Annotated in this window: 11 protein-coding genes; 4 read left to right on the top strand and 7 right to left on the bottom strand. The window is 41.6% G+C overall.

Translation table 11 applies throughout. The features are described from left to right. The first annotated feature begins 2 nt into the window (after nucleotides 1–2). Nucleotides 3–593, top strand: a complete 591-nt coding sequence (locus KZP23_RS02465) for a response regulator transcription factor (RefSeq protein ID WP_226334558.1) — start codon at nucleotides 3–5, stop codon at nucleotides 591–593. A gap of 52 nt (nucleotides 594–645) precedes the next feature. On the opposite strand, the gene KZP23_RS02470 is transcribed toward KZP23_RS02465, so the two are convergent. The 4 genes from KZP23_RS02470 to KZP23_RS02485 form a co-directional block, all read right to left on the bottom strand. Continuing rightward, on the bottom strand, nucleotides 646–1680 hold the full coding sequence (locus tag KZP23_RS02470) for a sialidase family protein (protein WP_226334559.1): 1035 nt from the start codon (nucleotides 1678–1680) through the stop codon (nucleotides 646–648). 86 nt (nucleotides 1681–1766) lie between these two features. After that, nucleotides 1767–2777 (bottom strand): zinc-binding alcohol dehydrogenase family protein, encoded by a 1011-nt coding sequence (locus KZP23_RS02475; RefSeq protein WP_226334560.1) that lies wholly within the window; start codon nucleotides 2775–2777, stop codon nucleotides 1767–1769. Between the two features lie 70 nt (nucleotides 2778–2847). Continuing rightward, nucleotides 2848–4143 (bottom strand): L-fucose:H+ symporter permease, encoded by a 1296-nt coding sequence (fucP, locus tag KZP23_RS02480; RefSeq protein ID WP_226334561.1) that lies wholly within the window; start codon nucleotides 4141–4143, stop codon nucleotides 2848–2850. 36 nt (nucleotides 4144–4179) lie between these two features. Continuing rightward, nucleotides 4180–5214 (bottom strand): aldo/keto reductase, encoded by a 1035-nt coding sequence (locus KZP23_RS02485; RefSeq protein ID WP_226334562.1) that lies wholly within the window; start codon nucleotides 5212–5214, stop codon nucleotides 4180–4182. A 151-nt stretch (nucleotides 5215–5365) separates the two neighbouring features. Here KZP23_RS02485 and KZP23_RS02490 point away from each other — a divergent pair, with 151 nt between their 5' ends. From KZP23_RS02490 to KZP23_RS02500, 3 genes are all read left to right on the top strand, one after another. Further along, nucleotides 5366–6388, top strand: a complete 1023-nt coding sequence (locus KZP23_RS02490) for a LacI family DNA-binding transcriptional regulator (RefSeq protein WP_226334563.1) — start codon at nucleotides 5366–5368, stop codon at nucleotides 6386–6388. A gap of 177 nt (nucleotides 6389–6565) precedes the next feature. Beyond that, nucleotides 6566–7312 carry a VIT1/CCC1 transporter family protein gene (locus KZP23_RS02495; protein WP_226334564.1) on the top strand — a complete coding sequence of 249 codons (747 nt, stop codon included), beginning with the start codon at nucleotides 6566–6568 and terminating at the stop codon, nucleotides 7310–7312. A gap of 293 nt (nucleotides 7313–7605) precedes the next feature. After that, nucleotides 7606–8850: a DEAD/DEAH box helicase gene (locus tag KZP23_RS02500; RefSeq protein WP_226334565.1), complete on the top strand. Its 1245-nt coding sequence runs from the start codon at nucleotides 7606–7608 to the stop codon at nucleotides 8848–8850. A gap of 64 nt (nucleotides 8851–8914) precedes the next feature. On the opposite strand, the gene KZP23_RS02505 is transcribed toward KZP23_RS02500, so the two are convergent. From KZP23_RS02505 to KZP23_RS02515, 3 genes are read right to left on the bottom strand one after another with little or no spacing between them, the layout of a single operon-like run. Further along, nucleotides 8915–10600: a ribulokinase gene (locus KZP23_RS02505; protein ID WP_226334566.1), complete on the bottom strand. Its 1686-nt coding sequence runs from the start codon at nucleotides 10598–10600 to the stop codon at nucleotides 8915–8917. Nucleotides 10601–10658: 58 nt separating this feature from the next. Beyond that, nucleotides 10659–12206, bottom strand: coding sequence for an alpha-N-arabinofuranosidase (locus KZP23_RS02510; protein ID WP_317198036.1), 1548 nt, complete (start codon nucleotides 12204–12206; stop codon nucleotides 10659–10661). 45 nt (nucleotides 12207–12251) lie between these two features. Beyond that, nucleotides 12252–14186, bottom strand: coding sequence for a glycoside hydrolase family 97 protein (locus tag KZP23_RS02515; RefSeq protein WP_226334567.1), 1935 nt, complete (start codon nucleotides 14184–14186; stop codon nucleotides 12252–12254). Nucleotides 14187–14192 lie beyond the last annotated feature (6 nt).

Here is a 14192-nt window from a genome sequence, read left to right on the forward strand (position 1 = left end):
AAATGAGCAGCACAAAAAGAGTATTGATCGTAGAAGATGAGATATTAATTGCCAAGGACCTTGCCTACCTTTTGGAGGATATGGGCTACGAAAATTCAGGAATTGCCAATTCCGGCGAGCGGGCTTTGGAATTATTCAAAAAAAACAAGGTAGATCTGCTCCTTTGTGATATCAATATTAACGGGTCAATGGATGGTATAGAAACCGTCAAAGCCATTCAAGAATACAAAGAAGTCCCTGTCATCTATATCTCAGCCTTTTCGGATCCCATCACGGTAAATAGGGCTATTGAAACTTCCCCGAGTTCATTTTTGACCAAGCCCTATAATGAAAGAAGCGTACAGATTGCCATTGACCTGGCATTTGCCAACTTTAACAAGTCGAGTAAAAACCTGGAAAAAAACCAGGTGTTCCAACAGCTGACCCAAAGGGAAAGGGAAATCATCCTATTAATTGCTGAAGGAAAAACAAGTACGGAAATAGCCGAACAGCTCTTCATTAGCCCAACCACGGCCGCCAAACACCGGAATAATATCTTGGCCAAAACAGGCTGCAAAAACACCTCTGAGGTAATTAAACTCTTGTACAGTTAAAAAAGCCACAGAAAATCGACCAAAATCCCATTTTCTGTGGCAAGGTCTTAAATCATTTTAAAACCAATTTCAAATATTTTACCCGCTTTCTTTTCCAAGTATAAGAAATATGAATCCTTCCATCTTTTGACTGAATAATAGCCGGATAACTGAATTCTCCTTCCTCTTCATTTTCCAAGATAAGGATATCCTTCCAATGAATCCCATCGTCTGAAATGGCCAAGTTCAATTTATTCCTTCCGTCAGACCAATCTTCACCTTTGGCCATAGGATTATATACGATCAAATGCTGGCCGTTCGCTAAAGTCACTGCATCAGTTCCACTATTCGGGTTGATCAATTCCGTTTTCTCCAATTTGGACCAGCTCATTCCTCCATCCTCAGACCAAGCGCTAATGACATTATTTTGTTTGCTCCGGCAAAGGACTTGTAATCTCCCATCTGCATGTTGTAAAATGCTGGGCTGAATGACATCAAAGTCTCCCTCATGATCAATATTCACCTTTTTCCAGCTTTTGCCTTGGTCCTTAGAAATCTCTATATGCGCCCTCCAACCTTTATCGTCCTCCACACTGGAAGGAGCCAAAATAGTTCCATTTTCCAGCATAATTGGTTTGTTCTTTATCGGCCCCAAAAACCCTTCTGGTAACCTTTGGCTTTCGGACCATGTTTTCCCATCATCCTCACTGACCAAATACATGCCCCACCATTCCTGGGGAGAAGGACCTTCCTTATAGAAAAGCAACAATTTTTCATCAGAGACTTTGAACAGCACCGGGTTCCAGGTGGGATAACTTAAATGCTCATCTACCTTTCCATCCACCACCTTTTTAGGAACTGACCAATCTTTTTCTGATTTCACCGCGGTCCAAATCGCTACATTGGGATGCCGCTCGTATTCCCCTCCAAACCATGAAGCCATGATATCTCCATTATTAAGCTCTACCAAGGTAGAGGCATGACATTCCTCAAAAGGGGCCTCCTCAAAAATAAACCCTGCTTCAATTATTTTCACATCTACTTGTCCATATCCGGGCCTAAAAACCAATAATGCGAGAAAGACCAAGAGCCATTTACTTTTCATCATATACACCTTCATTCTTAAATTACAATTTACTGAAACACCCATTATATCAATAAACAAAAAAAATGGACTGTTCAGCCCACTTTCCTCTACATTTTAACCATTGCTTTGATCACCTTATTGGCAGGATCCAGCCATGAAGAAAATTTTTCCTTTACCTGATCAAATGCTACTTCATGCGTGATATAAGAAGCCGCCTGTACCTTTTTATCCTTAAGCGCCGTGAGTACAGTATCAAAGTCCTCCCTCGTGGCATTTCTGCTGCTCATCAGGGTGGACTCTCTTTTATGAAAATCTGGGTGACTAAAGGCTATTTCACCTTTTTGCAACCCCACTAACACATACCTGCCACCATGCGCCATCAGCTCAAATCCATTATGAATAGCTACAGTACTTCCGGTAGCATCGATTACTGATTCAGCAAATCCACCATCAGTGATTTTCTCAATTTCAGCTTTATAGTCACCTTTCGCATTTACGGTATGCTCTATTCCCAAAACCTCCCGACAAAATGCCAAGCGATCTTCATTGATATCCATGGCTATCACTTTTCCACCTGCTATCCTGGCAAACTCCATTACCCCAAGCCCTATGGGACCGGCCCCCATCACAATGACAAACTCACCAGGATTCACTCCTGCCCTTCTCACTCCATGAGCTCCGATAGCCAAGGGTTCAGCCAAAGCCAATTCCTCCAAGCTCAATCCGTCCTTTTTGACCAAGGCAGCACTTGGAACAGAGATATATTCTCTCATTCCTCCATCCTCATGAACGCCAAAAACACTTATGTTAGCACAACAATTTGGCTTGCCAGCCTTACAGGCCACACATTCACCACAACTAAAATAAGGTATAATACTCACCCAATCCCCCTTGGAAAAACCTTCAGCCCCACCTACCTCAACCAATTCTCCCGAAAGCTCATGTCCCAAAATTCTCGGATAATTAAAATAGGGCTGGGTACCTTCATAGGCATGAAGGTCGGTACCACAAATCCCGATTCTTTTGACCTTGATAATCGCCTTACCAGGTTCTATTCGTGGATTTTCACCCTCCCCATACTCAAATTCCCCCGGTTTATTGCAAGTCAATATTTTCATTTTCCAATCCATTTTTCTCTGCCATCTTTTAAAAAGGCAGCAGAGTTAAATTCAAAAATTATAATCCAGATTAGGCATTACCGGCCATGGCAGGGATTTCTTTTTTGTGCCTATAATGGTAGAAACCATACCCTACCACCATCAGGTAACAAGCTGCTGGTACCAAGAACGAAATATGGATACTTTGGAAATAATCAGAAACCATTCCTTGGATTACAGGGAAGACCGCTCCACCTAATATCGCCATGATCAAACCGGAACCACCTAATTTGGTATCTTGTCCCAAGCCTTCTGCCGCCAAACCATAAATAGTGGGGAACATCAATGACATACAGCCTGATATCAGTACCAATGCAATAGCACCTACCATACCACTACTCAGGATCACCACAGCAGTAAGTCCAATAGCAATAATCGCGGAAATGGCCATCAGCAAACTTGGCCGGATAAACTTCATCAAAGCGGTAAACAAGAATCTGCTGACAGTAAATAAAATGATTGCAGCCATATAATAATCTGATGCATCACTCTCGTTCAGATCTAATTCCAACATGATATACCTAATGGTATAAGACCAAACACCAATTTGAGCACCTACATAAAAGAACTGGGTCAGCACACCAAAGGTATAGTTTTTATTGGCAAAGAGTCGCTTAAAGCCATTGGACAAGGAATCCTGCTGTACATCTTCAGATGCAGAGGGCATTTTGGTAAACTTGATCAAGATCCAAACCAATACCAAGAAAAGCGCTACACCGACATACGTGCTCATCACTGCATCCAATTCCGCCTGACGAACCTGAGTTAACTGCTCAGCTGTCATCTGACTTCTCTCATCTGCTTCAGCAACATTTAGTTGGGATAAGATAAACAGCTTACTAAGTAACACACCAATAATGGACCCTACTGGATTAAAGGACTGAGCAAGGTTCAATCTTCTGGTTGCAGAAGACGCTGGTCCCATTACCATGATATAAGGGTTCGCAGAAGTTTCTAATATGGAAAGTCCTCCAGCCAATACATAAAGCGCAAAAAGGAAAAAGCCATAGGACATCAATATACTGGCTGGATAAAATAACAATCCCCCAACAGCAAAAAGTCCCAAGCCCAATAAAACCCCTGATTTATAGGTGTACTTTTTAATATAAATCGCTGCGGGTAAGGCTAAGCAGAAATAAGCCCCATAAAAGGCCATCTGAATCCAGGAAGTCTGCGTATCAGTCATGCTCAGGATTTTCTTGAAAGCCGCCAGCAAGGTATCAGTCATATTATTGGCCAGTCCCCAAAGCAGGAAAAGACTAGTCAGCAAAATAAAGGGCAATAATGTCTCCTTGGACACCAGCCTGGATTTAGTTTGGTTATTCATTTTATATGAGGGTATATTGATAATTTATAATAATACTTAAACTGGACTATATTCATGCAACAATCCCCTGTTTTTCAGTTCTGCCCAAAACTCATCAGGCAACTTATTGACCGTGGAATCCACATTTCTTTTTACTTTTTCAGGTTCTGTGGTACTCAAGGCTACGCTGGTAACTCCAGGAGCAGAAAGTCCAAACTGCACACAAGCATGGGCTGGTGTAACTCCAAAATCCTTACAGGCCGCAAAGAACCTTTCCCGCCAATCAAACTTTTGTTTATTTTCTAGCGTGTCTGGCATGATCAACTGATAGTCGTAATAATCTCCGCCTACCAAAAATCCCGATTGGAATACTGCTGAATTTAGAATCCCCACACCATCATCTGCCAATTGCTGCATGAAAGTCATCAGCTCCAGCGGATGGGAAATGATGGTCATACTGTTAGCAAACATGACCCAATCTAACTTTACATGCTTATAAATCCGAGGAATCACCTTCCAGTCCTTCGCTCCTACGCCTATTCCCTTAACCAATCCCTTTTTCTTCAAATCTTCCAATGCCCTGTAAGCTTCCAGAATATCCTCAAACAAAGTTGCTTCTTCTGCTGCATTACTGGCCTTGGCGAGGTATTCATCTGGATCATGCACGGAAGCCAACTGTGTGGAATATCCCTGTAGCAATTCATTCCCTTCTTCAAAACATTCCAAAATACCATTATAACTGATCTTTTGAACTGCATCATGCTTAAGGTCTCTCCAAACCCCTTTTTCAAAAGTAGGTTCTGGTGTAAGAAGCGGGCTCCTTACCCAGCCCAGCTTATTGCTGACTACCACTTGGTCTTTGGGGATTTCCAGGGCATTTAAGGCATTGCCCAATGACTCCAGCGCAAGGCCGGCACCATACTTTCCAGCTGAATCAAAAAATGTCTGGGGTTGGGTATATTTTATACTTTCTTTAACTATTTCTTCTTTCACTTCTGGACTCAGGGCGGTGAATAAATTGCCCAATGCACTGGTTCCAAAAACGATGGTTGGTACCTGAATACCGGTATTACCTAAGGGTTTTAATGTCATTTGTAAATCTGTTATCCTGGGAAAACGATTCGAAATATAAATAATTATTTGCTCATAAAAACACTTCAAAAACCAGTCTATCAGCCATATTCACCTGCAAAGCTTTGCACAAAGCTTTGCAGGTGAATTATTTTTTCAATTAATTTGGGGCATGAAGAAAAAGAGGATCACGCTAAAGGACATTGCACAGGAACTCAATGTGTCAATTTCTACCGTTTCACGTGCCCTGAAGGACCATCCTGATATAGACAAAACTCTAACAAAAAAGATCAAGGCTTTGGCACAAAAATGGAATTATATCCCCAACCCTTTGGCCATGGGCTTACTCCGCCAACAAACCCGGGTGATAGGTGTCATTGTCCCTGATTTGGTCACTTATTTCTTTTCTTCCATTATATCGGGTATTGAGGAAGAACTGCAACAGGCCGGATATTATATTGTTATTTCTTCCTCCAAGGAATCTATGGAAAAAGAAATTGAATCTGTCAATAACCTACTTAACTTAAGAATAGACGGTTTGATCGTTTGCTTGGCACAAGACAGTAAAAATACCGAACACTTCAAAAAAGTATTGGATCACGATGTTCCTTTAGTTTTCTTTGACCGGGTCTGTCTGGAAAAAAAGGTCTCGACAGTAGTCGTGGATAATGTATCCATGGCCAAGGGTATAACCACCCATTTTCATCAAAATGGCGCTCGGAGAATTGCCCATATTACGGGGCCAAAACATCTCAATATTGTTCAGGAGAGAAGCGAGGGTTATTTAAAGGGACTGAATGAAGTCGGTCTGGAATTTGACCCTCAATATTTAATCCACACAGACCTTTCTCCAGAAAACGCCACCAAGGCTACTCAAATACTGCTCAACCTAGCAAGCCCTCCAGATGCCATTTTAGGTGTAAATGATACGGTGATATTTGCCACGATGAAGGAAATAAAAAGCAGGGGACTGTCCATCCCCAATGATATTCTATTGGCAGGCTTTTCAGATGAGTTTCATGCAACAGTAGTGGAGCCTAACCTGACTTCAGTGGCACACCCAACCCATGAAATTGGGAGAAATGCTGCCAAATTAATTTTGGAACAAATAGGAGAAGGTCGCCCTATTCAGAAAAAAATTATCCTCAATACTGAATTACACATGAGAGAATCCTCTCAAAAAACTTTTGTCTGAGCTTTTGCAGCAAAAATCTTTATTAATTGCTGAAAGAGTAAAAATCTCATTTAACATGAAGGCATAAAAATAATGCCTTTGTATTATATTTTGGTCTCCCCTCCTAGTGCCAAGACAAACCTTATCCACAATTTTATTATATTGAGAGGAAACATTTTATCTTTCCAAATATAAAATATGGCTTTAGAAGAAGGCAATTTCTCAAAAGGACACCTACTACAGGAAAATGCGGCCCCTTCCCAATTTGAAAAATACCTGGCAGAATTTGTTTACGGAGGCATTGACGGATGCGTAACTACCTTTGCTGTGGTAGCAGGATCAGTTGGGGCAGGTCTGGACAGTGCTATTATTATCATCTTGGGCTTTGCCAACCTCTTGGCAGATGGTTTCTCTATGTCCATTGGCGCATATTTGTCTACAAAATCAGAAAGAGACAATTACCATAAGCACAGAAATAGAGAATATTGGGAAATCAGGCATATGCCTGAAGATGAAAGGGAAGAGATCAGGGCCATTTACAAAGACAAGGGTTTTGAAGGGGAACTTCTGGAACAAGTAGTCGACACCATCACCAGTGACAGGGACCGCTGGGTGGATGTCATGATGAAAGAGGAGCTGGAAATGATTAAAGATAAAAAGTCTCCTTTTTTTATAGGCTTTTTCACCTATATATCATTTATTTCAGTCGGTCTAGTTCCGCTGATGGTATATGTATGGGATTATTTCGAGCCCATAAAACAAGATATTTTTCTCATCACCTCCGTCCTCACCGGAGCAGGCTTTATTTTAATTGGCATACTCAAAACCTATGTCAATGAGACCAAGATGTGGAAAGGAGCCTTGGAAACCCTTTTCCTAGGTACTGTAGCAGCCATTGTCGCTTATTATGTAGGAGATATTTTGGAGCAATTGCTAAGTAAATAAGTCTCTTTGTGATTTCAAAAAGGGCCATTTGCAGCTATCATTAAATAATAGAGAAAAGGAATTGGCTATAGTCCCACAGTATATTGGTATTGAACGACATCTAATCTGCTCTTTTTTTGATACCTTTGCCTGTCGAGAACTTCTAAAATCAAAGTATTCTTTTCTCCCACAGAAACATTCACCTCCCGAATTCTGGGGATTTTGCTGATTTGAAAAGCAGCTGTGCAAGTAGCCTCCACAAATAATCAATTATCAATTGGACCATCCATTAGGTGTTCCTAATGACACAAAACATGAAATTTGACGATCTGAGGATCATTCCTCCCATACTAAAAGCCTTAAAGGACAAAAATTATGCTGAGCCTACCTCTATTCAAGAGCAGGCCATCCCTCTTATACTTCAAGGAAATGATGTCCTTGGCTGTGCTCAAACAGGTACCGGAAAAACCGCAGCTTTTTCCATCCCTATCATTCAACATATCCACCAAGCCCCTTATGCCAATGACCCTTGGCCAAAAATCCGATCTTTGATCGTCACTCCTACTAGGGAACTGGCCATTCAAATCGGCGAGAATATCAATCAATACGCCAAATACACCAAAATTAAACACTCTGTGATTTTTGGTGGGGTAAAGCAAGGACAACAGGTAGAAAAACTAAAAAAAGGTGTACATATTCTTGTGGCCACTCCTGGAAGGCTTTTGGACCTGATTGACCAAGGACATATCAGCCTCAAATCTGTAGACCTATTTGTCCTGGATGAAGCGGACAGGATGTTGGACATGGGATTTATCAATGACATCAAGAAATTGTTAAAGATACTTCCTACAAAAAGACAGTCCCTCTTCTTCTCGGCCACCATGCCGGACAATATTCTCAGCCTTTCAAAGCAAATATTACATCACCCTCAAAAAGTGGAAGTCACTCCGGTTTCCTCTACGGCTGAGACCATCCAACAATATGTTTATTATACCAATAAAAGTAGCAAAAAATCCTTGCTGCTGCATATTTTGGAGGATGAAAAGATTGATCAGGTACTATTGTTCTCTAGGACCAAACATGGTGCAGATAGAATTGTAAGAGACCTCAAAAAGAAGAATATCCATGCTGCTGCCATTCATGGGGACAAGGCACAAAACCAAAGACAGAAGGTGCTTAAGGACTTCAAAGGCGGAAAGATAAGGGTATTGGTGGCTACTGATATTGCAGCAAGAGGAATCGATATAGACAAACTGAAATATGTGATCAATTTTGATATTCCAGAAGCTGCAGAAACTTACATCCACCGTATTGGCCGATCGGGACGAGCTGGTGAAGCAGGTATCGCACTTTCGCTTTGTGAACCAGAGGAAAATGCTTACCTCAAGGACATTGAGAAATTGGCCAACAAGCAGGTCAGTGTGGTGAACAATCACCCTTTCCCCCAAACGGATAAGCCCATGACTGCACAGCAGAAAAAAGAATTCAACAAAGAAAAACAGAGGCGCAAACAGGAATTCTTTGCTAACCGCAAAAAGAATGGCGGCGGAAGAAGATAATATTATACTTCAATCTAAAGTTAAAATAAAAATCCCATCAAAATCGATGGGATTTTTATTTCTATTAATCAGCTAAAGCAACTGATTTCTCACCTTCAACAAAGGCTCCAAACTCAGTATATTCCCTATATAATTTTTCGTACACTTTTACATTTTCAGGTATCGGCTCGTAAACAGCATCGAAACCATTGGACATCGCGGCAATAGCTGCTTCTGTATTTGGATGTATTCCAGCAGCCACTGATGCATACATGGCTGCACCCAATGCAGGCGCTTGGTCAGAAGTAGCGATTTTGATAGGCATATCCAAAACATCCGCCATGGTCTGCATGACCAATTTAGACTTTTTGGCTACTCCACCCATACCGATTACCGTATCGATTTGGACACCTTCTTCTCTGAAGCGATCCACTATCTTTTTGGAACCAAAACAAATGGATTCTACCAAAGCCTTAAATACTCTCGCTGCATCTGTGCCCATGCTAAGCCCCATCAAAGCTCCTTTGAGCCCTTGGTTAGCATCAGGTGTCCTACGGCCATTCACCCAGTCAAGGGCGACAGGAGCAGTTGCAGACAAAGGAATTTGTAAAGCCTGCTCAGAAAGTTTTATCAATAATTGGCTATCAATTTCAGCAATCAAGGCTCCTTTCTCCTCTTCCTTGATCGCTTTGCTTGCTTGGATTAAATCTATGGTTGGTTTGGTAATTAAATTCTTGAACCATGCCAAGACATCCCCAAAACCGGACTGTCCTGCCTCCAAACCAACAGTTCCTGGAACAACTGATCCATCTACCTGTCCGCAGATTCCTTTTACCAAATTATCGCCAATAGCCTCATAGGATGCCACCATAATATCACAGGTAGAGGTTCCCATGACTTTTACCAAAGTATTCTCAGTAACTTCACCACCTACGGCTCCTGCATGTGCATCAAAGGTACCTACAGCCACTACTGTCTCAGGGTTCAGTCCTAGTTTCTCTGCCCATGCTGCACTTAAATTACCTGCTGGCAAGTCCGAGGTAAAGGTGTCTGTATATAAGCGATCCCTTAAATCCGCCAAACGAGGATCCAATTTGCCCAAGAATTCCTTGGGTGGCAATCCGTTCCAGCTTTCATGCCAAAGGGCTTTATGACCAGCTGCACATCTGCTTCTTTTGAAAGATAGCGGATCTTCCGCCCCTATCAATTCGGCGGTAATTACATCACAATGCTCCATCCATGAATAGGCCGCCTCAGCCACCGCTTCATCTTCACGGATCACGTGCAATATTTTCGCCCAAAACCATTCGGATGAGTAAATTCCTCCTTCGTATTTGGTAAAGTCTTCACCGCCCCAAGTTCTGGACAATTCATTGATCTCATCGGCTTCTTTGATAGCGGTATGGTCCTTCCATAATACCATCATGGCATTGGGATTTTCTGCAAATTCTGCTGACAAAGCCAATGGCTTTCCTTTCTGGTCAACTGCCATGGGCGATGAACCGGTGGTATCGACACAAATCCCTATAATCTGATCTTTGGGAACCCCGGACTCCTTCACCACTTCCTTTATGGTTACTTCCAACCCTTCCAGATGATCCAACGGATGCTGTCTGAATTGATTTTCAGTTGGCTTGCAGTATTTCCCTTCTTTCCACCGAGGATACCAGAACACATGACTCGCTTTTACCTCCCCGTTTGCTGTATTGACGATTACTGCCCTAACCGAATCCGAGCCATAATCTAGGCCGATGACAAAGTTATCCTTCATTTTACTTTTGATTTGTTATTGTTAATCTACCACTAAATCCAAGGTTCCAATTATTGACTTATTTCACTCTAAGTACTACTACAGACTTGGCCGGAACTTTCACATTCAACACATCCTTAGCCCATTTGAAATCATCAAATTCCTGGATACTTACTACATCTGTATCCTCAAACGAATTATGAGAATTTAAATTTTCGGCAGTCAAATACCTCCCGCTTACATCCTTTGCATCAGTACCATGCAAGAACACTTCTAAGTCAATCGCTTTTTCAGGGTCAATATTGGCAATACTGATATTCACGGTACCATCTTCTGACAGTGAAGAGGAAACATTCAATGCTTCCATTTTGGTACTTCCTGCTTCTACCATATCAGACTGTACATAGCTTGGCAAAAGCGTGGCATCCATATGTGGTTTATATAAATCAAATACGTGATAAGTAGGCGTCAGCAACATCTTATCCTCTTCTGTCAAAATCAATGCCTGTAATACATTGACTGTTTGCGCCAAATTGGCCATATGCACCCTATCAGCATGCTTATTGAAGGTATTCAGTGTAATCGCCGCAACGAAGGCATCTCTAAGGGTATTTTGTTGGTATAGGAAACCAGGATTGGTATTTGGTTCTACATCATACCAGGTTCCCCACTCGTCCACAATCAACTTCACACGCTTTCTCGGATCATATTTATCCATAATGGTCTCATGCCTATTTAGCAATTCGTCCATAAATGCTGCTTTTTGCAAAGTCACCAAGTATTCTTCATTGGAGAAATCTGTTGAAGAGCCTTTATCTCCCCAGTTACCTGGAATCGTATAATAGTGCAAGGACATCGCATCCATCATATGCAAAGGAATCTTCTGCATCAGCACTTCTGTCCAATTATAATCTGTAGAATTGGCACCACCAGCAATCTTGTAAAGTTTTGCCCCGGGATAATCCCTAGCAAAAGTAGCATACCTCCTATATTCATTGGCATAATATTCTGGCGTCATATTTCCACCACAACCCCAGCTTTCATTACCTACACCCCAATACTTGATTTGCCAAGGCTCCTCTCTTCCATTTTTCTTTCTCAAATCAGCCATTGGGCTCACACCATCAAAATTGATGTATTCTACCCATTTTGACATCTCCTCTACAGAACCACTGCCCACATTACCTGTGATATAGGGCTCAGTTTCTAACAGCTCCACAAAGCCAAAAAACTCATGTGTACCAAAGGAATTGTCCTCTGTAACACCTCCCCAATGGGTATTGATCATCTTAGGTCTTTCACTTCTTGGACCAATGCCATCTGTCCAATGATATTCGTCAGCAAAACAGCCACCTGGCCACCTTAAATTAGGAATGTCAAGATTTTTTAATGCTTGAAAAACATCGGTTCTATAACCATTGATATTTTCTATATCTGAATCAGGGCCTACCCATATGCCACCATAGATACAACGTCCAAGGTGTTCACTGAAATGCCCATAAATATGTCGGCTAATTTGGGTCTTACCTTGGTCAGCATTGATGACCAACTTGTTTTGAGCCTGCACATTGAAGCCTGATAGCATTATCACAGCTACTAGCAGCCCACCAAGAAATGATTTTTTCATGATATTCTGAGGTTTATTAATTATTAAGTGTCTAAATTACATTTTTTATTTTAAATGTAAAAGCACAAATCCACCAGATGCGGGTAAATTAATTATAATCTCTTCTTTTTCTTTGACTTGACTGATTTCAAAACCTGAATTATCTTCACTATCTTGAATCAGTTGCCAAATGTTTTCATTGTCAAATTGAGTCAAATCAAGTTTGATTTCTTTACTTTTATTGGTAGCATTTATCCCTGCCAGATACCATTTCCCTTCGAACATCCTCGCCAACACCACATATTCTCCAGGATACCCCTCTATAAACTTAATATCCTCCCAAGTGCCCGGAAGCTTTCTCAGGAACTCCTTGATTTCATCTGGCTGTTTGGCCATACCCTCTGGGGATTCTGCCAAATGCTGAATTCCCGATTCATAAATCACAGAAAGGGCCAATTCAAAGCCTTTACTCGTTTTGCGATCTATATTGGGAATTTCATCCAAGGACATTGGCGTGAAATCCATCGGATCAAAAACATTCCTGGTAAATGGCAACATCAAACAATGCGCCGCCACTCTATCAGCAAAAGCCTGTTCAAAAGTTATCATCTCAAATCCCTTTACAGACTCCATTGTCATCAGGTGGGGATACGTCCTGTGCCATCCTCGTGGTAAAGTGGTTCCATGGAAATTCACCAAAAGACCTACTTTGCCAGCATCTGTCAAAATATCATGGTAATAATTGATCATGGATTGTCCATCGCCTCCAAAAAAATCAATTTTCACCCCTGCCACACCCATATTTTTGATGCGTTGAAATTCTTCCAGTCTGCCTTCATCGGTCAGCAACATATTTCTTGGATGATAAGGAGTGGTATTCCAAGAACCAGCTGAATTGTACCAAAGGTGAATTTTCACTCCTTTTTCCTCTGCATAATCAACCAATTCTTTGATCTTAATATAACCAATTGTGGTATCCCAGTTTACATCTATTAGACAATGTTCATATTGCATATCCGCAGCAAAGTCTATATGCTCCTTCTGAATATCATAAGTGATGGACTGATCCTTTCCCAAAGCCCAGCTCCAAGCTGCTTGGCCTGGAGCAACAAAATCCATCGACATATCAATAACTGGCTTAGCAAGATCTGTCCCAAGGGTAGATTCCACTACAGTCCCCAAGCTTCCTACTGCCAAAATCCTCCACGGAGATTTCCAAGGCAAAGTACTGCTTGGTTTGGCTGGCCCTCCTGGAAAAACTTCCTCTGGACCAGGAAATACAAGAGCATATTCTCCTTCGGGAGATTCAGGAGCCAACCTACTCCCGCAATAATCATCTCCAAGCCCAGCTTCAGAAATCAAAACCCAGTGATCATTACTATGGAACAAGGCTGGATACACCCAGCCAGTTGGAATTGGAGCAGGGGTTCCTACCGGTACTTCCATTTGGTATTCTTCCTCATAGGATGGATTACTGGACTCCCAGCCAGTGTTTACTTCAGCAATATGCTGAAGCCAAGCTGTGGCAGAAACAGGAAAATTATAACTTGTCTTCTCCTCTTCTATTACGAAAACTTCCTCCCCTGTCCCATCAAACTGATATTGCAAGGCCATACCATCATTGGAAAGCCTAAAAGCTATTTTCATTACTTCCCCGTCTGTATTTTCTAAGGAATAAATACGCTCATTGGCCAAATATTCAATATTCTTTTTCTTACCATGGGCCAATGTATACTGATCATTGATCGGTTTGAGATCAGAAATAGACTTTAATTCAAGAGTATTGAAATAGTCCGCTTTATCCATCAGGATACCTAATTGGGACCACTCCAGAACCTCCTCACCATTTTTGCCCAAATGGTAATAGGCTTTACCATCTTCAATTTTAAAATCCAGTTCCAATGTCCCATCCGGAGAAGTAAATCTTGGATCCTCGGATTGCTGACAGCCTAAAAAAATGAAGCCAACCAACACCGCCCATAATATTCTGTTATTTATCATTTATAT

Source organism: Echinicola marina (assembly GCF_020463795.1).
Taxonomy (GTDB): domain Bacteria; phylum Bacteroidota; class Bacteroidia; order Cytophagales; family Cyclobacteriaceae; genus Echinicola; species Echinicola marina.

What these genes read in the sequence shown, in the direction of transcription:
- KZP23_RS02465 (WP_226334558.1), top strand. Translation starts at nt 3, where the DNA reads ATGAGCAGCACAAAAAGAGTATTGATCGTAGAAGATGAGATATTAATT.
- KZP23_RS02490 (WP_226334563.1), top strand. Translation starts at nt 5,366, where the DNA reads ATGAAGAAAAAGAGGATCACGCTAAAGGACATTGCACAGGAACTCAAT.
- KZP23_RS02485 (WP_226334562.1), bottom strand. Translation starts at nt 5,214, where the DNA reads ATGACATTAAAACCCTTAGGTAATACCGGTATTCAGGTACCAACCATC.
- fucP (WP_226334561.1), bottom strand. Translation starts at nt 4,143, where the DNA reads ATGAATAACCAAACTAAATCCAGGCTGGTGTCCAAGGAGACATTATTG.
- KZP23_RS02495 (WP_226334564.1), top strand. Translation starts at nt 6,566, where the DNA reads ATGGCTTTAGAAGAAGGCAATTTCTCAAAAGGACACCTACTACAGGAA.
- KZP23_RS02470 (WP_226334559.1), bottom strand. Translation starts at nt 1,680, where the DNA reads ATGATGAAAAGTAAATGGCTCTTGGTCTTTCTCGCATTATTGGTTTTT.
- KZP23_RS02505 (WP_226334566.1), bottom strand. Translation starts at nt 10,600, where the DNA reads ATGAAGGATAACTTTGTCATCGGCCTAGATTATGGCTCGGATTCGGTT.
- KZP23_RS02515 (WP_226334567.1), bottom strand. Translation starts at nt 14,186, where the DNA reads ATGATAAATAACAGAATATTATGGGCGGTGTTGGTTGGCTTCATTTTT.
- KZP23_RS02510 (WP_317198036.1), bottom strand. Translation starts at nt 12,206, where the DNA reads ATGAAAAAATCATTTCTTGGTGGGCTGCTAGTAGCTGTGATAATGCTA.
- KZP23_RS02475 (WP_226334560.1), bottom strand. Translation starts at nt 2,777, where the DNA reads ATGAAAATATTGACTTGCAATAAACCGGGGGAATTTGAGTATGGGGAG.
- KZP23_RS02500 (WP_226334565.1), top strand. Translation starts at nt 7,606, where the DNA reads ATGAAATTTGACGATCTGAGGATCATTCCTCCCATACTAAAAGCCTTA.